19 protein-coding genes are annotated in these 19,490 nt (G+C 64.8%); 15 read left to right on the top strand and 4 right to left on the bottom strand.

Annotated features, from left to right (window positions below):
- From AKL29_RS46065 to AKL29_RS35685, 13 genes are all read left to right on the top strand, one after another.
- Nucleotides 1–1,051: 3-hydroxyacyl-CoA dehydrogenase family protein (locus tag AKL29_RS46065; protein WP_244482607.1), on the top strand; the 1,051-nt coding region annotated here is incomplete at its 5' end.
- Nucleotides 1,052–1,077: 26 nt separating this feature from the next.
- Entirely contained in the window at nt 1,078–1,509 is a 432-nt protein-coding gene (locus AKL29_RS35740; RefSeq protein WP_152977924.1) for an acyl-CoA thioesterase, read from the top strand.
- A 175-nt stretch (nt 1,510–1,684) separates the two neighbouring features.
- On the top strand, nt 1,685–1,879 hold the full coding sequence (locus tag AKL29_RS35735; RefSeq protein WP_016846235.1) for a hypothetical protein: 195 nt from the start codon (nt 1,685–1,687) through the stop codon (nt 1,877–1,879).
- A gap of 136 nt (nt 1,880–2,015) precedes the next feature.
- Complete coding sequence (locus AKL29_RS35730; protein ID WP_028333219.1) at nt 2,016–2,855, top strand: DeoR/GlpR family DNA-binding transcription regulator; 840 nt, start codon at nt 2,016–2,018, stop codon at nt 2,853–2,855.
- A gap of 114 nt (nt 2,856–2,969) precedes the next feature.
- Nucleotides 2,970–3,728 (top strand): hypothetical protein, encoded by a 759-nt coding sequence (locus AKL29_RS35725; RefSeq protein WP_152977906.1) that lies wholly within the window; start codon nt 2,970–2,972, stop codon nt 3,726–3,728.
- Nucleotides 3,725–3,994, top strand: a complete 270-nt coding sequence (locus tag AKL29_RS35720; RefSeq protein WP_050387393.1) for a hypothetical protein — start codon at nt 3,725–3,727, stop codon at nt 3,992–3,994. The genes AKL29_RS35725 and AKL29_RS35720 overlap by 4 nt, the downstream gene beginning before the upstream one ends.
- Nucleotides 3,995–4,193: 199 nt before the next feature.
- The gene (gene glpD / locus AKL29_RS35715) at nt 4,194–5,738 is read left to right on the top strand and encodes a glycerol-3-phosphate dehydrogenase (RefSeq protein WP_050387392.1); all 1,545 of its coding nucleotides are present in this window, start codon (nt 4,194–4,196) and stop codon (nt 5,736–5,738) included.
- On the top strand, nt 5,735–6,874 hold the full coding sequence (locus AKL29_RS35710) for an ABC transporter ATP-binding protein (protein ID WP_050387391.1): 1,140 nt from the start codon (nt 5,735–5,737) through the stop codon (nt 6,872–6,874). The genes glpD and AKL29_RS35710 overlap by 4 nt, the downstream gene beginning before the upstream one ends.
- A 12-nt stretch (nt 6,875–6,886) precedes the next feature.
- Nucleotides 6,887–7,972, top strand: a complete 1,086-nt coding sequence (locus tag AKL29_RS35705) for an ABC transporter ATP-binding protein (RefSeq protein ID WP_050387390.1) — start codon at nt 6,887–6,889, stop codon at nt 7,970–7,972.
- A complete protein-coding gene (locus AKL29_RS35700; RefSeq protein ID WP_028338609.1) occupies nt 7,972–8,874 on the top strand; it encodes a carbohydrate ABC transporter permease in 903 nt (300 codons plus the stop codon). The genes AKL29_RS35705 and AKL29_RS35700 overlap by 1 nt, the downstream gene beginning before the upstream one ends.
- Entirely contained in the window at nt 8,874–9,680 is an 807-nt protein-coding gene (locus AKL29_RS35695; RefSeq protein ID WP_050387576.1) for a carbohydrate ABC transporter permease, read from the top strand. The genes AKL29_RS35700 and AKL29_RS35695 overlap by 1 nt, the downstream gene beginning before the upstream one ends.
- A 9-nt stretch (nt 9,681–9,689) precedes the next feature.
- On the top strand, nt 9,690–10,016 hold the full coding sequence (locus tag AKL29_RS35690; protein WP_050387389.1) for a DUF2160 domain-containing protein: 327 nt from the start codon (nt 9,690–9,692) through the stop codon (nt 10,014–10,016).
- Between the two features lie 115 nt (nt 10,017–10,131).
- Entirely contained in the window at nt 10,132–11,874 is a 1,743-nt protein-coding gene (locus AKL29_RS35685; RefSeq protein ID WP_050387388.1) for an ABC transporter substrate-binding protein, read from the top strand.
- Nucleotides 11,875–12,075: 201 nt separating this feature from the next.
- On the opposite strand, the gene AKL29_RS35680 is transcribed toward AKL29_RS35685, so the two are convergent.
- From AKL29_RS35680 to AKL29_RS35665, 4 genes are all read right to left on the bottom strand, one after another.
- A complete protein-coding gene (locus AKL29_RS35680) occupies nt 12,076–13,179 on the bottom strand; it encodes an alkene reductase (RefSeq protein ID WP_050387387.1) in 1,104 nt (367 codons plus the stop codon).
- A gap of 86 nt (nt 13,180–13,265) precedes the next feature.
- Nucleotides 13,266–14,126 carry an SDR family NAD(P)-dependent oxidoreductase gene (locus AKL29_RS35675; protein WP_050387386.1) on the bottom strand — a complete coding sequence of 287 codons (861 nt, stop codon included), beginning with the start codon at nt 14,124–14,126 and terminating at the stop codon, nt 13,266–13,268.
- Nucleotides 14,127–14,226: 100 nt separating this feature from the next.
- The gene (locus AKL29_RS35670) at nt 14,227–14,730 is read right to left on the bottom strand and encodes a DUF1993 domain-containing protein (protein ID WP_050387385.1); all 504 of its coding nucleotides are present in this window, start codon (nt 14,728–14,730) and stop codon (nt 14,227–14,229) included.
- 256 nt (nt 14,731–14,986) lie between these two features.
- Nucleotides 14,987–16,303, bottom strand: a complete 1,317-nt coding sequence (locus tag AKL29_RS35665) for a lytic murein transglycosylase (RefSeq protein ID WP_050387384.1) — start codon at nt 16,301–16,303, stop codon at nt 14,987–14,989.
- Between the two features lie 215 nt (nt 16,304–16,518).
- Between AKL29_RS35665 and AKL29_RS35660 the strand changes: the two genes are divergently transcribed.
- Together AKL29_RS35660 and htpX are read left to right on the top strand one after the other, a co-directional pair.
- Nucleotides 16,519–18,171, top strand: coding sequence for an ATP-binding protein (locus tag AKL29_RS35660; protein WP_050387383.1), 1,653 nt, complete (start codon nt 16,519–16,521; stop codon nt 18,169–18,171).
- A gap of 238 nt (nt 18,172–18,409) precedes the next feature.
- Nucleotides 18,410–19,339, top strand: coding sequence for a zinc metalloprotease HtpX (gene htpX / locus AKL29_RS35655; protein WP_028333206.1), 930 nt, complete (start codon nt 18,410–18,412; stop codon nt 19,337–19,339).
- Nucleotides 19,340–19,490 lie beyond the last annotated feature (151 nt).

The raw sequence follows: 19,490 nt of genomic DNA, 5'->3' as shown, positions 1-19,490 counted from the left end.
GACGCTCGCCGACATGAAGGCCGAGCCGATCGCGGGCGCGATGAAGCGGGCGTCGGAGCTGTTCGGCAAGATCATGCGCAAGCGGATCGACCAGCGCGACGCGCTGGACCGGCTGATTCCCGACATGGACGGCGAAGGCGTCCGCAATGCCGATCTGATCATCGAGGCAGTGCCGGAAAAGCTCGAGCTGAAGCAGAAGGTCTATGCCGGCCTCGAGCCGAAGCTGAAGCCGGGCGCGATCCTCGCCACCAATACGTCGAGCATTCCGCTGCAGGATCTGCGCACCACGCTGGCACGGCCGGAGCGGCTGCTCGGCCTGCACTTCTTCAACCCGGTGTCGCGGCTGCAACTCGTCGAGGTCGTCAGCCATGACGGCACCGATGCCACGATGCTCAAGGAGGCGCTCGCTTTCGTCGGCGCCATCGACCGCCTGCCGCTGCCGGTGAAGAGTTCGCCCGGCTTCCTCGTCAACCGCGCGCTGACGCCCTACATGCTGGAAGCGATGATGATGCTGGACGAGAAGACCGACCAGCGCCTGATCGACGCGGCCGCCGTCGAGTTCGGCATGCCGATGGGGCCGATCGAACTCGCCGACCAGGTCGGCCTCGATATCTGCCTCGATGTCGGCGACATGCTGCGCTCGAAGTTCGGCGACACGCTGCCGCCGACGCCTGCATGGTTGCGCGAAAAAGTCGTCAAAGGCGAGCTCGGCCGCAAGACCGATAAGGGCTTCTACACCTGGAAGGACGGCAAGGCGGAAAAGGCGCCGCTGCCGGAGACCGGTCCCCGGGTCACCGATGAGATGATCGACCGCCTGGTGCTGCCGATCTCGAATGTCTGCGTCGCCGCCTTGCGCGAAGGCATCGTCGACAATCCCGACATGGTCGACGGCGCGATGATCTTCGGCACCGGCTATGCCCCGTTCCGCGGCGGCCCGCTCAACTATGCGCGCAGCCGCGGCGTCGACAATGTGGTGTCGGCCATGCAGGCCTTGATGCGCAAGTTCGGCGGACGATTTGCGCCGGATCCCGGCTGGGAGGCATTCAAGTGAGCGATCCGCAAGTGACCGACTCGCAAGTGACCGACGCCCACGCTCACGCGCCGCTCAGCAGCGAGATCGAGCCGAAGGGCGATCTCTGCATCCGCACGCTGGCGATGCCGGCCGACACCAATGCCAATGGCGACATCTTCGGCGGCTGGCTGCTCAGCCAGATGGATCTTGGCGGCGGCGTGTTCGCCTCCAAGGTGGCGAAGTCGCGTACCGTGACGGTCGCGATCGACGCGATGAACTTCCGCAAGGCGGTCAATGTCGGAGATCTCGTCTCCGTCCACGCCAATCTGGTGCGGATCGGCCGCACCTCGATCACGGTGCACCTCGAGGCCTGGGTGCTGCGCCGTCGCGAGCAGCAGTCGATCCTCGTGACCGACGGCAATTTCACCTATGTCTCGATCGACGAGCAGGGCCATCCGCAACCGATTCAGCGCGACGGCGCGACGATCGAAACCTGACATCTTTCGCGCACCAGTGCCGCTGATTCGGTGGGAAAGGAAACGCGTCGAAACTGAGTCCGGAGCGTGATTTGATTGCAAAAACCCGGAGTTTTTGGCGCTTTGCCGCGCAAATAATCAAGGAACAAACAGCCAGCGACTCCGTTGTCGGGCCGGAGTCAAACCGAGGCTGAAAATGTCCGACAGTTACGTGATCGAAGTGAGTTCGCAGACGGCGGGTATCGTGGTGCGCGATGCGCGTGGTTATCAGTTCTTTGCTGCATCGCACCTTTTCGACCGCCTTGAAGGCCAAATCTTCCGCAATGCCCGCGAGGCCGAGCGCGCGGCGCGCCGGCTGCTCACCGGTCAATCCATGCAGATGGCGTCGTAGAACGCCTTCGCGTCATTGCGCGTGGCCTGGGCGAAGCATCCACCTTCGCCCAGGCCCTCCCTGACCCGGCACTGCACGTTGACCTCCGTGCCGAACGGTCGCACCATGGGCGACTCGCCGTTTCAAGGGGGCCGCCGTGGCCGGACTCTCCCATCGCCAGACTGAAATCCTCAACATCGCGCGCGCGTTCGGCCGGGTCATGGTCGAAGACCTCGCCAAGCGATTCGAGGTGTCGGCGCAGACCATCCGCAAGGACCTCAACGATCTCTGCGACCAGCGGTCGCTGACCCGCATCCATGGCGGCGCGATCATCGCCTCGGGCGTCGAGAACCTCGCTTACGAGGCGCGCCGCTTCGTCGCCGCCGAGGAAAAGAAGGCGATCGGCGCAGCCGCGGCGGCACGGATTCCGAACGGTTGCTCGCTGTTCATCAATATCGGCACTACCACGGAAGAGGTCGCGAGCGCGCTGACCTCGCATGAGGACCTGCTGGTCATCACCAACAACCTCAACGTCGCGATGCTGCTGTACCGCCATCCGCGCATCGAGGTGGTGGTGGCCGGCGGCACGGTGCGCCGCGCCGACGGCGCCGTGGTCGGCTCCACCGCGACGCAACTGATCGGCCAGTTCAAGGTCGACTACGCCATCATCGGTGCATCCGCCATCGACGAGGAGGGCGCGCTGCTCGACTTCGACTATCGCGAGGTGCAGGTCGCGCAGGCGATCATCGCCAATGCGCGCAACGTGATGCTGGTCTCGGACTCGACCAAGCTGCGCCGCAGCGCGCCGGTGCGGATCGCCCATATGAGCCAGATCCAGACCTTCGTGACCGATTCACCGCTCCCCGCAGGCCTCGCCAATATCTGCCATAGCCGCGGTATCGAGGTGGTCGTCGCGATGGACAAGCCGCAAGTCGATCTCGACGACAACGCCGCCGACGCGGCACCCGCGACGCTGCGCAGCGCGCAAGGCGCTTGATCGCTCAAGTTTTAGCGAACTTGTTTCGGATGCCTTTCGGCGGCTGCTGTAGCTTGCCTGAGGTGGAGCGGTTCGTTGGTCAGCACGCAATTCAAGATCGTCACGGCATTGGGCATGGCGGCGCTGTTCGGCATCGTCTCGTTTGTCCTTGGCTTTAACGTCGCATCCGCGTGCGCAACGGCGCTGGCCGGCGGTGTTTCCGTGCTTGTGGTCATGCGCGCTTTCGATGGTGAGACCCAGCCGCCATCGCGTAGCGTCCGGCCCGATATCTTTCGCTTCGGCAGCGGGAACGGTTCGGCTTGGCTTTCAGAGCTGGAAACGCAGAACGGCCGTGGCAGGAAACTGCTTTACGGACTGTCGCGGATCTTGCTTTCGGGATCGCTCTGTCAGCGCACCGCGAGCGGGGCCTTCCTCGCGCAGTCGGCAATCGGCCTGATGGCGATCGTCGTGTTCTGGCTTGGCCAGGCGATGGGCTTTGACATGCGGTTGTTCGCAATCCCGCCGTTCGGGAGCATGTTTGCGGATGGCATCCCGATGTCGGCTGAAGCAATCGCGCGAGTGAGGTTCGAGCACCTCTTCCTGCCTCTGGTCTCGCTTTATGCAGTCACGGTTTCGCTGTTCATGATTGCATTGCTTGGCGACCTCGTGACCATCCTGCGCGACTGGCGCGAGCAGTGGAAGTATCTCACGATGCCGCTGTTCTGCTTTGCATTCTGGGCGATCCTGGCGCACCGAAAATCATCGGGACATAGCGGCCTGCAAGTCGCGCTCGGCGGCGGATACCTCTGGGCCTATGTCGCGGTCTTCGTGTTCTTTCCGCTTTTCTTTCTCGTGCTGTCGGCGTCGCTGCCAGGCAATCGGGCGATCAGGTGAACAGGGATCGCTCCGTCGGGCGAATCTATCTCCGCTTCGCCCTCAAATGGTATGCGATCCTTTTCGTCGCATTCCTGGTTCTCTTCGTGCTGTTCGGCGGCGGTCATACGGCCGTCGCGATGATCGGCGTGCTTGCGCTCATCGTTTGGCTTGGGCGTGACAGCCGCGCGTGTGCAAGGCGGGTCGGCGGTGGCGCTCGCCGCACCTACGACCCCGAGAAGGCCTTGCCGGAATTGCGCGTTGGACGATCGCCACAGCGTCCCTGATCGTCCGCCGCCGTCTTGCCCGGCGTTGCCTCAAGCGTCGCCGTCTCGTCTCCCCAAAAGCTCTGACCGTGAGCACGCCGCCCAGGAAATCCCCAGCGAAAGTTCCCCATTTTCACTTTGCTTTCGTTTTTGGTTGTGATTTACTCCAATCCGAAAGTAAAATCGTCAAAGCGAAGGCGGTTGCCGGGGGAAGCGTTCTTTGGACCGAATTTACGACCTCGCCATCATTGGAGGCGGCGTTAATGGCTGCGGCATCGCGCGCGATGCGGCGGGCCGGGGTAACTCTGTTTTCCTCTGTGAAATGAATGACTTGGCTAGCGGAACGTCGTCCTGGTCAACCAAGCTCGTGCATGGCGGTCTGCGCTATCTCGAATATTACGAGTTTCGTTTGGTGCGCGAGGCGCTGATCGAACGCGAAATCCTCTGGCAGATCGCGCCCCACATCATTCGGCCGCTACGTTTCGTTTTGCCGCACCACGCCGGCCTGCGCCCGGCCTGGCTGTTGCGTCTCGGCCTCTTCCTCTACGACCACATCGGCGGCCGGCATTTGCTCCCGGCGACGCGCTCGGTCGATCTGACCCGCGACGTGGTCGGCAAGCCGCTGATTCCGGGCCGCTACACCAAGGGCTTCGAATATTCCGACTGCTTCGTCGACGACGCCCGGCTGGTTGCGCTGACCGCGCGCGATGCCGCCGATCGGGGCGCCGAGATCCGCACCCGCACCCGCGCGGTCGAGATCAGGCAGGTCGACGGCGTCTGGCACGTCACGGTCGAGGACAGTGTCACGGGTGCCCGCGACACGATCCAGTCACGCGTGCTGGTCAATGCCGGCGGTCCCTGGGTCGAACAGGTCCTGGCCTCGGGCGCCGGCGTCAACGCGCGCGCCAAGGTGCGCCTGGTGCAGGGCTCGCACATCGTGGTGCCGAAGCTCTACGACCACGATCGTGCCTACATCTTCCAGAATGCCGACGGCCGCATCATCTTCGTCATTCCCTATCAGGGCGACTTCTCGCTGATCGGAACCACCGATCGCGACTATGACGGCGATCCGGCCAAGGTGAAGGCGACGCAGGAGGAGATCGAATATCTCTGCGCGTCCGCCAGCGCGTATCTGGCCAAACCGGTGAAGCCCGAGGACGTGGTCTGGAATTACTCCGGCGTGCGTCCGCTCTATGACGACGGCGCCAGCGAAGCCAAGGCCGCGACCCGCGACTATGTGTTCGAGCTCGATACGCCGGGCGGTGCGCCGCTACTGTCGATCTATGGCGGCAAGATCACAACCTATCGCCGCCTCTCCGAAGAGGCGCTGGAGCGGCTGTCGCCTTATCTCCGCGGCACAAAAGCGCAGGAGGGCTGGACCGGCAAGGCGCCGCTGCCCGGCGGCGACATGGATGTGTCCGCGGTCGCGGCGCTGAGCGCCGAATTGATCCGCAACTATCCGTTTCTCGCGCAATTGCACGCCAATCGTCTCGCCCATGCCTATGGCACGCGCGCCAGCAAAGTCTTGGGCAACGCAACATCGACGGCCGATCTCGGCCGCTCCTTCGGCGCCACCTTGACGGAAAGCGAAGTCAGGTACCTGATGGCGAACGAATGGGCTCGGACTGCGGACGATGTCGTCTGGCGACGATCCAAGCTGGGCTTGCGGATGACGGCGGGTGAAATCGCCGCGCTCGACGAGTGGATGCTCGCCAACCGCGTGTCCGGTGAACGTCCCCTCCGCGAAGCGGGAGGACGGGCATGAGCGTCACACTGCAGAATGTCACGCGAACCGTGGATGGCATTCCGACCATCCGCGATGTGTCGCTGACGCTGGAGCGTGGCACGCTCAGCGTGCTGCTCGGGCCGACGCTGTCGGGCAAGACCTCGATCATGCGGCTGCTCGCCGGCCTCGACAAGCCGACCACCGGTCGCGTGCTGGTCGACGGCAAGGACGTCACCGGCGCCGACGTGCGGCAGCGTTCGGTCGCGATGGTCTATCAGCAGTTCATCAACTATCCCTCGCTGACGGTTTACGAGAACATCGCCTCGCCGCTGCGCGTGCAGGGCAAGCCGCGCGCCGAGATCGAGCGGCGGGTAGCGGAAGCGGCCGGCCTGTTGCGGCTCGAGCCGTTCCTGAAGCGCACGCCGCTGCAACTCTCCGGCGGCCAGCAGCAGCGCACCGCGATCGCGCGGGCGCTGGTCAAGGGCGCCGACCTCGTGCTGCTCGACGAGCCGCTCGCCAATCTCGACTACAAGCTGCGCGAGGAGCTGCGCGCCGAGCTGCCGCGCATCTTCGAGGCCTCCGGCGCGATCTTCGTCTATGCCACCACCGAACCGTCGGAAGCGCTGCTGCTCGGCGGCGACACGGTGTGCATGTGGCAAGGCCGGGCGCTGCAGACCGGCGCGACGCCGAAGGTCTACCGCCATCCCGACACGCTGCGCGTCGCCCAGGTGTTTTCCGATCCGCCGCTCAACATCATCGGCATCGAGAAGAAGGGGGCGCAAGTGATCTATGCCGGTGGCGAGCAGGCGCCCGCGGCCGGCCTCTATGCCAATCTGCCCGACGGCCTCTATCGGACCGGCTTCCGCGCGCACCAGCTCGAGGTCGGGAATGTCGCGGCCGGCCGCCACAAATTTTCCGCCGCGGTGACGGTGACCGAGATCACTGGGTCGGAGAGCTTTGTGCACGTCCATGTCCACGGCTCGAACTGGGTCGCGGTGCTGCACGGCGTGCACGAATATGAACCCGGGCAGGTGCTCGACGCCGCGCTCGATCCCGACAACATCTTCGTGTTCGACGCGGCCGACCGCCTCGTCGCGTCGCCTGCGACCGCGTTTTCGGGCAACGTGCATCGCAGTGCGCGTGCAGCAAACGCGTCAGCTGGCAACGGCAAGTGAGGGAGATGCTTCATGGCCCGCATTGACCTCGTCGATCTCGCGCACTCCTACGGCGGCAACGACGCGCCGCAGGAATCCTTTGCGCTGAAGCCGGTCACCATGACTTGGCGGCAAGGCGGCGCCTATGCGCTGCTCGGGCCGTCCGGCTGCGGCAAGACCACGCTGCTCAATTTGATCTCCGGCATCGTGACACCGTCGCGCGGCAAGATCCTGTTCGACGGCCGTGACATCACGCCGCTGTCGACGCAGAAGCGCAACATCGCGCAGGTGTTCCAGTTCCCGGTGATCTACGACACCATGACGGTCGGCCAGAACCTGGCCTTCCCACTGAAGAATCGCGGCGTCGCGAAGGCCGAGGTCGACGCGCGGGTCAGGCAGATCGCCGATCTGCTCGACCTCACGCCCTATCTCAAACGCAAGGCGACGCGGCTCACCGCCGACGCCAAGCAGAAGATCTCGCTCGGCCGCGGGCTGGTGCGCTCCGACGTCGCGGCCGTCCTGTTCGACGAACCGCTGACGGTGATCGATCCCGAGCTGAAGTGGCAGCTGCGCTCCAAGCTGAAGGCGCTGCATCGCGAGCTGGACCTCACGATGATCTACGTCACTCACGACCAGACCGAGGCGCTGACCTTCGCCGACACCGTCGTCGTGATGCATGACGGCCGCGTGGTGCAGAGCGGCACGCCGGCCGAACTGTTCGACAAGCCGGCGCACACGTTCGTCGGCTATTTCATCGGCTCGCCCGGCATGAACATCGTGCCCGCCGAGGTCCGTGGTCACGAGGCGCGGGTCGACGGCCATGTCATCGGCCTGCATCGAAACTATGGTGTGCTGCCTGCGGGCAAGAAGATCGAGATCGGCGTGCGGCCGGAATTCGTCGATGTCGCGCCGCCGGCGTCAGGGCTGCTGTCGGCAACCATCGAGCGGATCGACGATCTCGGCCGCATCCAGTTCGCCCGCGTGCGGGTCGGCGATACCAAATTCGCCGCGCGCGTGCCGCCGGGCTTCTCGGTCTCCGGCAATACCGCCGGGCTGATCTTCAATCCCGCGCATGTTCACGTCTATGCCGACAGCCATTTGGTGGAGGGGGTCGCCTGATGGACAAGACGATCAACCAAAAAGCCTGGTTTCTGGTGCTGCCGGTGTTCCTGGTGGTCGCGTTCTCGGCGGTGCTGCCGCTGATGACCGTCGTGAACTATTCGATGCAGGACACCTTCGGCAACAACCAGTTCTTCTGGAACGGTGTCGGCTGGTTCAAGGAGCTGCTCGATCCATCGACCGATCTCGGCGGCCGCTTCCTGGCCTCGCTCGGTCGCAACCTGTTCTTCTCTGCCGTGATCCTCGCGATCGAGGTGCCGCTCGGTATCATCGTCGCGCTGTCGATGCCGCGCGAGGGTTGGAGCGTCGCGGCCTGCCTCGTCATCCTCGCCTTGCCGCTGCTGATTCCGTGGAACGTGGTCGGCACTATCTGGCAGATCTTCGGCCGGCCCGATATCGGCCTGCTCGGCTATGTGCTGAATCACCTCGGCCTCAACTACAATTACGTGTCCAATGAGGTCGACGCCTGGGTCACGGTCATCGTGATGGACGTCTGGCACTGGACCAGCCTCGTCGCGCTGCTCTGCTACGCCGGGCTGAAGTCGATCCCCGACGCCTATTACCAGGCGGCGCAGATCGACGGCGCCTCGCGCTGGGCGGTGTTCAAGGCGATCCAGCTGCCGAAGATGAACCGCGTGCTGCTGATCGCGGTGCTGCTGCGCTTCATGGACAGTTTCATGATCTACACCGAGCCGTTCGTGGTCACCGGCGGCGGCCCAGGCAATTCGACGACCTTCGTCTCGATCGAGCTCGTCAAGATCGCGCTCGGCCAGTTCGACCTCGGCAAGGCCGCGGCGCTGTCGCTGGTCTACAATCTGATCATCCTGATCGTGTGTTGGGTGTTCTACACCGTGATGGTCAATGCCGGCTCCGAGCGTCCGGCCAAGGAAGGAGCGGCGTGATGCATTCGATCCCCGGCCGCCGCCTGATCATGGCGCTGTTTTTGACCTTCCTGCTGTTGCCGATCTACTGGCTCGTCAACATGAGCTTCAAGACCAACGCCGAGATCGTCTCGACGATGACGCTGTGGCCGCACACGCCGACGCTGCAGCATTACAAGCGCATCTTCACCGACGAGAGCTGGTATTCGGGCTACATCAATTCGCTCGAATACGTCGTGCTCAACACCATCATCTCGATCGCGGTGGCGTTGCCGGCGGCCTATGCGTTCTCGCGCTACCGCTTCCTCGGCGACAAGCATCTGTTCTTCTGGCTGCTGTCGAACCGCATGGCGCCGGCGGCGGTCTACGCGCTGCCGTTCTTCAACCTGTATTCGGCGATCGGCCTGTTCGATACGCCGTGGGCGGTCGCGCTCGCGCACTGCATCTTCAACGTGCCGCTGGCGGTGTGGATTCTCGAAGGCTTCGTCTCCGGCGTGCCGCGCGAGATCGACGAGACCGCGTTCCTCGATGGCTATTCGTTCCCGCGCTTCTTCATCAAGATCCTGGTGCCGCTGATCGCGAGCGGCATCGGCGTCGCGGCATTCTTCTGCTTCATGTTCTCCTGGGTCGAGCTGCTGCTCGCGCGCACGCTGACCTCGGTGCAGGCCAAGCCGATCGCGGCGATCATGACGCGCACGGTCTCGGCCGCCGGCATGGACTGGGGCCTGCTCGCCGCCGCTGGCGTGCTCACAATCATTCCGGGCGCGCTGGTGATCTGGTTCGTTCGCAACTACATCGCGCGCGGCTTCGCGCTCGGCCGGGTCTAGGAGGCACTTATGGAATCCATCGCATGGATGGCCTGGACGCTGCCGACCGCGATCTTCTTCGTGCTGCTGGCCTCGACGCTCGGCGTGATGACCTGGCTCGCGGCGATCTATCCCGAGGCCGAGCGGGTCGGCGTGCTGCGCATCCCGACCACGCGCGGCGATCGTTTGTTCATTTCGCTGGTGCTGGCGGCGGTGATCCACCTGGTGTGGATCGGCCTCGTCGGTACCGATCCGATCCTCACCCTGCCGATCGGCGAGGGTGTGGAAATTTCGAGCCTGTGGCTCGCAACGCTGATTTCGCTTCTTTCAGCCGTGGCGATCTTTCGCACCGTCTGACGAAAGCGAAGAAGAGCAGATCCGGGGTCTACCCGGGCCTGGGGTTTTGTTTGTCGCTGCAACCGGAGGAATCATAATGCGACATTTGAGAACGACAAAGGATAGTCTTTTGACTATGACCAGCGCCGCCGCGCTGATCGCAGCCTCGCTCGCGGTCGCCACGCCGGCCCGCGCCGCCGACGATGCCGTGATCCAGAAGTGGATCGCGGAATTCCAGCCCTCGACGCTGTCGAAGGAAGACCAGAAGAAGGAGCTCGAGTGGTTCGCCAAGGCCGCCGAACCCTTCAAGGGCATGGAGATCAACGTCGTCTCGGAAACGATCACGACGCACGAATATGAATCGCAGACGCTGGCCAAGGCGTTCTCCGAACTGACCGGCATCAAGCTCAAGCACGACATCATCCAGGAAGGTGACGTCGTCGAGAAGCTGCAGACTCAGATGCAGTCGGGCAAGAACGTCTATGACGGCTGGATCAATGACTCCGACCTGATCGGTACCCACTTCCGCTATGGCCAGACCATCATCCTGTCGGACTACATGAAGGGTGAGGGCAAGGACGTCACCGACCCGATGCTCGACGTCGACGACTTCATCGGCAAGTCGTTCACCACGGCGCCGGACGGCAAGCTCTACCAGCTGCCCGACCAGCAGTTCGCGAACCTCTACTGGTTCCGCTACGACTGGTTCACCAACCCCGAGTACAAGGCCAAGTTCAAGGCCAAGTATGGCTACGAGCTCGGCGTGCCCGTGAACTGGTCGGCCTATGAAGACATCGCCGAGTTCTTCACCAACGACATCAAGGAGATCAACGGCGTCAAGATCTACGGCCATATGGACTATGGCAAGAAGGATCCCTCGCTCGGCTGGCGGTTCACAGACGCCTGGCTGTCGATGGCAGGCAACGGCGACAAGGGTATCCCGAACGGCCTGCCGGTCGACGAGTGGGGCATCCGCATGGAAGGCTGCCGGCCGGTCGGCTCGTCGGTCGAGCGTGGTGGCGACACCAACGGCCCGGCCGCGGTCTACTCGATCACCAAATATCTCGACTGGCTGAAGAAGTATGCCCCGCCGCAAGCCCAGGGCATGACCTTCTCGGAAGCAGGTCCGGTGCCGGCGCAGGGCAACATCGCCCAGCAGATGTTCTGGTACACCGCCTTCACCGCCGACATGGTGAAGCCGGGCATCGCCGTGATGAACGCGGACGGTACGCCGAAGTGGCGTATGGCTCCGTCGCCGCACGGCGCTTACTGGAAGGAAGGCATGAAGCTGGGCTATCAGGATGCCGGCTCCGTGACGCTCCTGAAGTCGACCCCGCCGGATCGCCGCAAGGCAGCCTGGCTCTATCTGCAGTTCATCATCTCCAAGTCGGTGTCGCTGAAGAAGAGCCATGTCGGTCTCACCTTCATCCGTGAGTCCGATATCTGGGACAAGTCGTTCACCGAGCGTGCGCCGAAGCTCGGCGGCCTGATCGAGTTCTACCGCTCGCCCGCGCGCGTGCAGTGGACCCCGACCGGCAACAACGTGCCCGACTATCCGAAGCTCGCGCAGCTGTGGTGGCAGAACATCGGCGATGCGTCGTCCGGTACCAAGACGCCGCAGCAGGCGATGGACGCGCTGGCCGCGGCCCAGGATTCGGTGATGGAGCGTCTTGAGAAGTCCGGTGTGCAGGGCGCCTGCGGACCGAAGCTGAACAAGAAGGAAACCGCCGAGTTCTGGTACAAGAAGGCCGAGAAGGACGGCACCATCGCTCCGCAGCGCAAGCTCGCGAACGAGAAGCCGAAGGGCGAGACGGTCGACTACGACACGCTGATCAAGTCGTGGCCGGCCAACCCGCCGAAGCGCGCCGAAGCGAAGTAAGGCAGCAAGCAAAGGCGTACCAGCCCACGCCATCCGAAGACAACGAAAGGCCGGGAGCGATCCCGGCCTTTTTGTTTTCTCCGCTGTCATCGCCCGGCTTGATCGGGCGATCCAGTACGCCGCGGCGTCTCGATCAATCGCTGTCGTCTCTGGAATACTGGATGCCCCGTCTTCGCGGGGCATGACAGTCTTTGGTCGACCTTACTCCGCCGCCTCGGCCGCCTTCAGCGTCGGATAATCCGTGTAGCCCTTGGCGCCGCCACCGTAGAAGGTCGCCTTGTCCCACTCGTTGAGCGGCGCGCCGGCCTTTAGCCGCTCGACCAAGTCGGGGTTGGAGATGAACGGCTTGCCGAACGCGATCAGGTCGGCCGCGCCGGCCTCCAGCACCTTCTCCGCCAGCGCGAAATCGTAGCCGTTGTTGGCGACATAGGCCTGCTTGAAGCGCTTGCGCAGCGAGGCGTAGTCGAACGGTGCGATATCGCGCGGGCCGCCGGTTGCGCCCTCGACGACGTGGAGATAGGTCAGCTTCAGCGTACTGAGCTGGTCGACGATGTAGTCGAACAGCGCTTGCGGATTGGAGTCGGTGATGTCGTTGGCCGGCGTCACCGGCGAGATCCGGATGCCGGTGCGATCGGCGCCGGCCTCGATGGCGACCGCCTTGGACACTTCCAGCATCAGCTTGGCGCGGTTCTCGATTCCGCCGCCATAAGCGTCGGTGCGCTTGTTGGTGCCGTCGCGGGCGAACTGGTCGAGAAGATAGCCGTTGGCGCCGTGGATCTCGACGCCGTCGAAGCCGGCCGCCAGCGCATTCGCCGTGCCGCGCTTGAAGTCCTCGATGATCCCGGGAATTTCCGACAGCTCGAGCGCGCGCGGCTCGGACACGTCGGCGAAGGTGCCGTTGACGAATGTCTTGCCCTTGGCGCGGATTGCGCTCGGCGCCACCGGCGCGCCGCCGTTCGGCTGCAGCGAGGTGTGCGAGATGCGGCCGACATGCCAGAGCTGGATGAAGATGCGGCCGCCGCGCTCATGCACGCGATCGGTGACCTTGCGCCAGCCCTCGACCTGTTCCTTCGAATAGATGCCGGGTGTGTCCTGATAGCCCTGGCCCTGCTGCGAGACCTGGCTCGCCTCGGTGATCAGAAGGCCGGCGGAGGCGCGCTGGCCGTAATAGTCCACCGCGAGCGGGCTCGGCACCATGCCGGGCGGCACCGCGCGGTTGCGCGTCAGTGGCGCCATCACCAGGCGGTTCGGCAGCGTCAGCGGGCCGAGCTTGTAGGGCTCGAGAAGTTTGGTCGATTGGCTCATGCGAAATGTTCCAGAGAATGACTGATGAAGGAGAATTGTGCATTGCCGCGACGAGCGCAATGCCCGAGGCATTCGCACTCCGCAGGCTAGCTGCGCACAATTCCGCCCATGTGGCCGGCATCGAGGAACAAGGTGTGCGCGTTGACGTAGGAGGATTCATTCGAAATCAGGAACAGCGCAGTATAGGCGACCTCCCAGCCGGTGCCCTGGCGGCCGAAAGGCACTGTCACGGCGCGGTCCGATCGCCTGCGGCTGGCGTCGCGCCCCATCGGCGTGTCCATGAAGCCGGGCGCGATCACATTGCAGCGAATGCCCTTGTCCTCGCCGGCCCGCGCGATCGCCCGCCCCAGCGCGATCTGCGCCGCCTTGGAGGATTCATAGGCCGGGTTGCGGCCGCCGGCGCGCTGGCTCGCCATCGAGGAGATCAGGATGATCGCGCCGCCCGGCGCCATCACCTCCAGCGCCTTCTGCGCGAACAGCATGTGGCTGCGGACATTGACGGCATAGTCGCGGTCCCAGGCTTCGGCCGTCATCTTGGGCAGCGACAGGCCGGAGGAGATGCCGACATTCAGCGCCAGCCCGTCGAGCCCGCCGAGCTTCTGCGCGCAGCGCTCGACGGCGGGCGCGATCGCTGCGACGTCGGCGACATCGACCACGTCGGTGAAGGCCTTGCCGCCTTCGCCTGTGATCTGCGCGACGGTATCGTCGGCGGCGTCCTTGTTGACGTCCAGGCAGGCGACCGACGCGCCCTCGCGCGCGAACAGCACGCTCATGGCGCGGCCGTTGCCGATCGGCGGGGCTTCATCCACGGTTGTGCGCTGTCCCGCGCCGACCACGATGATGCGCCGCCCGGCGAGGCGGCCGTGGTTCTTCGCCAGCCCCAGTGCTTCGGCATGCAGCGAAGCGGACGGATCGATGGCTTTCGGTGCGTGGGTTGTGGTCGACATGGCGTGCTCCCTGACGTCTTGTTGTTGTCAGGGAGCAGTAGCACGGGCGAGGGCGTGAAGCGAAAATCCCGTCGCGGGGAATATGGATCGCCGAAGTGCGTCAGCTGACGCCGAGGAAATCGCGCTTGCCGATCTCGACGCCGTTGTGGCGCAGGATGCCGTGCGCGGTCACGGCGTGGAAATAGAAGTTCGGGAACGAGAACGCGCTGAGGAATTGCTGGCCCTTCAAGGTCATCGTGCGATCGGGGCCGATCGGGAAGGTGACGTCCCGGGCGTCGGCGCCGTCGAACTGCGCCGGCTTGAACGACTTCACATAGTCGATCGTCTTGGCGAGCCGCTGCTTCAGCTCACCGAAGCTCTTCTCGGTGTCGGGCGTCGACGTCACCTCGCTATGGGTCAGCCGCGCGCAGCCCCGTGCGGCGTGATCGCAGACCAGTTGCACCTGCTTGGTCAGCGGCAGCATGTCGGGATAGAGCCGCGATCCCAGCAGCACCTCGGGCGCGATCTTCTTCGCCTCGCAATGCGCCTCGGCCTTGGTCAGCTCGCCGGTGAGGCTGTTGAGGATCTGCAAGTAGGCGGGGACGACGGCGTCATGAAAGGACATGTGATGCTCCCTGTTCTGATGAAATTCGGATGTTACCGAACGGCGATGTTGCAAGTGGGGCGACGAGGGGAAGAATACAACTGCGGACGGTTGTAACACTTGGTCAAATATTTCCCACCCGTGCACCCTCTCAGAGTGACGGATCGTTCGAGGTCGCGTAGCCCGGATGGAGCGCAGCGCAATCCGGGGAGGCGCATCGGGGCTTGCCCCGGATTTCGCTGCGCTGCATCCGGGCTACGGAAAATGGGCGTTCGCTCTACCGCATCCCCGGTGCCGCGGCATCGGCGGCCGGCTGGGTGCGGGGCCCGCCGCGCACCCGCGCCAGGAGCTCCGCAGTCGGCCAGGAATCCGCCGGCAGGCCGTATTTCATCTGCATCGCCTTCACCGCGCTGCGGCTTGCCTGTCCGAGCACGCCGTCGATCTTGCCGACGTCGTAGCCGGCGCGCGCGAGCAGTCCCTGCAGCTCCTTGATCTCATTGAACGGCAATTGCGCGACCGGCCCGTGCGGCCGCTGCATCGGCGGTGCCCCCGCGATGCGGCCGGCGAGATAGCCGGCGGTGGTCGAATAGATCAGCGAGTTGTTCCACTCGGTGTAGGCGGCGAAATTCGCATAGGCGAGGAACGCCGGACCCATCCGGCCCATCGGCAGCAGCAGCGAGGCCGGCATCTCGTCATTCGGCAATGGCTTGCCGTCGGTCAAGCTGACGCCGAGCGATACCCATTTCGAGCGCGGCAGCTTGATGGTGAGGTCGGCCTGGTCCCACGGGAAGTTTGCCGCCTGCGGCACACGCACCTCCTGCAGCCACGGCTCGCCGCGCCGCCATTTCAATCCGGTCGCGATGTAGTTCGCGGTCGAGCCGATCACGTCGGGGCCGCTTTGCAGGAGATTGCGATGGCCATCGCCGTCATAGTCGACCGCGTAGTTGAAATAATGCGTCGGCAAGAATTGCGTCTGGCCGAGCTCGCCTGCCCATGAGCCGATCATCTCGTCGGGCGTCAGGTCGCCGCGCTCGATGATCTTCAGTGCGGCGATGGTCTCGCCCTGGAACATCTCGGAGCGGCGGCAATCATAGGCCAGCGACACCAGCGATTTCAGCGTCGGCAAATTGCCCATCTGGACGCCGAAATCGCTCTCCAGTCCCCAGAACGCGGCGATCACCGCCGGCGGCACGCCATACTCCTTCTCGGCGCGCGCGAACGCGGCGGCATAGGTCCGGATGTATTGCTGGCCTTGCTGCATGCGATAGTTCGCGGCCATGCGGCCGGCGAACTGGGTGAAGATCTGCCCGAACACGCGCTGGCCGCGGTCGCGGTTGACGATGCCCTGGTCGTAGATCAGGTAGGGCGCGGCCTCCGCGATCGTGCGCTGCGAGACGCCGGCGGCGACCGCCTTCTGCTTCAGCTCGGCGAGGAAGCGATCGAAGTTTTGCCCGTTGTGGCAGGACGCAGCCCTCGGCGAGGCGACGGCGGCAGGGCGCGGCCTGACCGGCGCGGGATTCAAGGGGCTGGGCAACGGCTGCTGCGCCGAGGCGAGGGTAGAGAGCGCCAGCGCCCCCGCGATCGCTGCGATCATGATCGGGGCGCGGAGGGGAGAGGCTGGCATCGATGTCACCGGTTGGAAAAAGGGGAATTGAAGCCCAATCTGCATACACCAGGGCGACACCAGGCAACAACGGGGGTGCCGCTCTTAGACCAATTGGGCTTCGGCACGGCAAGACGCCGCCGCTATGATCGGCGGGTGATTCGCGGGCAGGGGTGTCGGCGGATCGATCACGCCCGGAGGGACCCATGTGGAGTTTTCTCGAGCGTCTCTTGGATTCGTCGACGTTTTCGCCGCACGGCATCTGCCTGTTGTGGGAGCCGGAGCTGATCTGGCTCCACGTGATTTCAGACGCGATCATTGCCGCTTCGTATTTCTCGATTCCGTTTGCGCTGGCGATCCTCGTCTCCAAGCGGCGCGACTTCCAGTTCGGCTGGATGGCGTGGCCGTTCGCCGCGTTCATCCTCGCCTGCGGCCTCACCCATGTGTTCTCGATCTACACGCTGTGGGTGCCGATCTACGGTCTCGAGGGCCTGCTCAAGGCGCTGACCGCTGTCGCCTCGATCTTCACCGCAGTGCTGCTCTGGCCGCTGATCCCGCGGATCCTCGCGATCCCGACCGAAGAGCAACTGCGCGAGGCCCATGTCGCGCTCGCGGAGGAGGGACGGCAGCGCCAGCGCTCGGAATTCCTGCTCGAGCGTTTCCGCGAGGCCGAGGCCAATGAGAGCAAGATCCGTCAGGCGCAGAAGATGGAAGCGGTCGGCCAGCTCACCGGCGGCATCGCGCACGACTTCAACAACATCCTCACCGTGATCACCGGCACGATCGACATCCTGGCCGAGGCGGTCACCCACAACCGCCAGCTCACGGAGATCACCGCGCTGATCCGCGACGCCGCCGAGCGCGGCGCATCGCTGACGCGGCATCTGCTCGCCTTCGCGCGCAAGCAGCCGCTGCAGCCGAGCGACGTCGACGTCAACGCGTTGATGGCCGACACCATCGAGCTGCTGCGGCCGACCATCGGCGACCATGTCGACATCGATTTTCGCTCCGCACCCGATCTGCCGCGCGCACTGGTCGATGGCAACCAGCTCGTCACCGCGATCATCAACCTTGCGCTCAACGCGCGCGACGCGATGCCGAAGGGCGGCCGGCTGACGATCGAGACCCGCACCGCCGAGCTCAAGCCATCGGACGTGAACGGCCATGACGGGCTTGCCGCCGGCGACTATGTCGCGATCGCGCTGACCGACAGCGGCCGAGGCATTGCGGAAGCCGATCTGGCCAAGGTGTTCGAACCGTTCTTCACCACCAAGGACGTCGGCAGGGGCACCGGGCTCGGCCTCAGCATGGTCTACGGCTTTGTCAAGCAATCCAACGGCCACGTCGTGCTCGACAGCGAGGTCGGTCGCGGCACCAGGGTGATGCTCTATCTGCCGCGCGCGGCGGTGGTCTCAGCGGCAGCAATACCCGAGCGGCGGCAGCCGGACGCGCGCGGCGCGCGGGAAATCGTGCTCGTCGTCGAGGACGACAGACTGGTGCGCTCCTACGTGCTGACCCAGATCGAGAGCCTCGGCTACACCACGCTGTCGGCCAATAATGGCCGCGAAGCCCTTGCCGTGCTCGACAGCGGCGCGCCGATCGATCTGTTGTTCACCGACGTCATCATGCCGGGCGCGATGAACGGGCGCGACCTCGCCACCGAGGCGCGGAAACGCCGCCCCGGCCTCCGCGTCCTCTTCACGTCGGGCTATACCGATGACGCCATCGACCAGGACGGCAAGCTCGAGCAGGGCATCCTGTTCCTGGCAAAACCCTACAGCCGCGCCGAACTCGCCCGCATGTTGCGCGTCGCGCTGCGCGAGGACGAAGCGGCGATCGCGCAGGAGCCGGCGGCGTAGGCGCGCCCCTGTAGCCCGGATGGAGCGAAGCGCAATCCGGGGGCAATGTGCGCCGCAGAAGCGATCCCGGATTTCGCTGCGCTTCATCCGGGCTACGGGTGACTGCTTGCACATAACCGATTGTTAACCCGCGCCGCGTCGCTGCGACGCACTGGTTCCCCTTGCGGCTTCAGCGGCAAAATCCCTACCTCAGCGGCGTCAGTTGTGGCAGCATTCCGTCTGCCGTCAGGGAACCACGATGAACTATTTCCGCACCGCGCTCCTGCTTGCCGGCCTTACCGCCCTGTTCATGGGGGTCGGCTATCTGATCGGCGGCGGCACCGGCGCCGTGATCGCGCTGATGGTCGCGGCTGCGACAAATCTGTTCACCTACTGGAATTCCGATCGCATGGTGCTGTCGATGTACGGCGCCCATCAGGTCGATGCGGGCTCGGCGCCCGAACTCTACAATCTCGTCGCCGAGCTGGCGCAGCGCGCCGCGCTGCCGATGCCGCGCGTGTTCCTGATGGACGAGGCGCAGCCCAATGCGTTCGCGACCGGCCGCAATCCGGAGAATGCGGCGGTCGCCGTCACCACGGGCCTGATGCAGCAGCTCAGCCGCGAGGAGCTTGCCGGGGTGATCGCGCATGAGCTTGCGCATATCAAGCATCACGACACGCTCACCATGACGATCACGGCGACGATCGCCGGTGCGATTTCGATGCTGGCGCAGTTCGGCATGTTCTTCGGCGGTAACCGCAACAACAACGGTCCCGGCATCGTCGGCTCGATCGCGATGATGGTCCTGGCGCCGCTCGGCGCCATGCTGGTGCAGATGGCGATCAGCCGCACCCGCGAATACGCCGCCGACAATTATGGCGCCCGCATCGTTGGCCAGCCGATGTGGCTTGCCTCGGCGCTCGCGAAGATCGAGAACGCCGCGCACCAGGTGCCGAACATGGAGGCCGAGCGCAATCCGGCCACCGCGCACATGTTCATCATCAACCCGCTGTCGGGCCACGGCGTCGACAACCTGTTCGCGACCCACCCCTCGACCGCGAACCGCATCGCCGCGCTGCAGCAGCTCGCCGCCGAACTCGGCACCCAGACCGCGCCGCGCCCGGCCGGCGGAAGCTATCCGCCGCGCAGCCCATGGGGCGGATCAGGCCAGCGCGGCCCGTGGGGCTAGGGTGAGGTGAGGCGAGATTGGACGGCAGCCGCGAAGGCGGTGTGCTCCCTCACCCCGTTCTTACGGGAGAGGGTTGGGGTGAGGGGCTGTCTCCGCAAATACGGCGATAGCTGCATTCGCGGAAGCTCTCCCTCACCCGGAACACATCTAG

Origin of the sequence: Bradyrhizobium pachyrhizi (assembly GCF_001189245.1) — a bacterium.
Taxonomy (GTDB): Bacteria; Pseudomonadota; Alphaproteobacteria; order Rhizobiales; family Xanthobacteraceae; genus Bradyrhizobium; species Bradyrhizobium pachyrhizi.
This window is presented reverse-complemented; position numbering and strand designations above follow the sequence as displayed.

Bases quoted from the DNA above. Each gene is read 5' to 3' on its own strand.
- htpX (WP_028333206.1), top strand. From the start codon at position 18,410: ATGAACTATTTCCGCACCGCGCTCCTGCTTGCCGGCCTTACCGCCCTG.
- AKL29_RS35700 (WP_028338609.1), top strand. From the start codon at position 7,972: ATGGACAAGACGATCAACCAAAAAGCCTGGTTTCTGGTGCTGCCGGTG.
- AKL29_RS35710 (WP_050387391.1), top strand. From the start codon at position 5,735: ATGAGCGTCACACTGCAGAATGTCACGCGAACCGTGGATGGCATTCCG.
- AKL29_RS35695 (WP_050387576.1), top strand. From the start codon at position 8,874: ATGCATTCGATCCCCGGCCGCCGCCTGATCATGGCGCTGTTTTTGACC.
- AKL29_RS35660 (WP_050387383.1), top strand. From the start codon at position 16,519: ATGTGGAGTTTTCTCGAGCGTCTCTTGGATTCGTCGACGTTTTCGCCG.
- AKL29_RS35665 (WP_050387384.1), bottom strand. From the start codon at position 16,303: ATGATCGCAGCGATCGCGGGGGCGCTGGCGCTCTCTACCCTCGCCTCG.
- AKL29_RS35685 (WP_050387388.1), top strand. From the start codon at position 10,132: ATGACCAGCGCCGCCGCGCTGATCGCAGCCTCGCTCGCGGTCGCCACG.
- AKL29_RS35680 (WP_050387387.1), bottom strand. From the start codon at position 13,179: ATGAGCCAATCGACCAAACTTCTCGAGCCCTACAAGCTCGGCCCGCTG.
- AKL29_RS35705 (WP_050387390.1), top strand. From the start codon at position 6,887: ATGGCCCGCATTGACCTCGTCGATCTCGCGCACTCCTACGGCGGCAAC.
- AKL29_RS35690 (WP_050387389.1), top strand. From the start codon at position 9,690: ATGGAATCCATCGCATGGATGGCCTGGACGCTGCCGACCGCGATCTTC.
- AKL29_RS35670 (WP_050387385.1), bottom strand. From the start codon at position 14,730: ATGTCCTTTCATGACGCCGTCGTCCCCGCCTACTTGCAGATCCTCAAC.
- AKL29_RS35725 (WP_152977906.1), top strand. From the start codon at position 2,970: ATGGCGGCGCTGTTCGGCATCGTCTCGTTTGTCCTTGGCTTTAACGTC.
- AKL29_RS35675 (WP_050387386.1), bottom strand. From the start codon at position 14,126: ATGTCGACCACAACCCACGCACCGAAAGCCATCGATCCGTCCGCTTCG.
- AKL29_RS35735 (WP_016846235.1), top strand. From the start codon at position 1,685: ATGTCCGACAGTTACGTGATCGAAGTGAGTTCGCAGACGGCGGGTATC.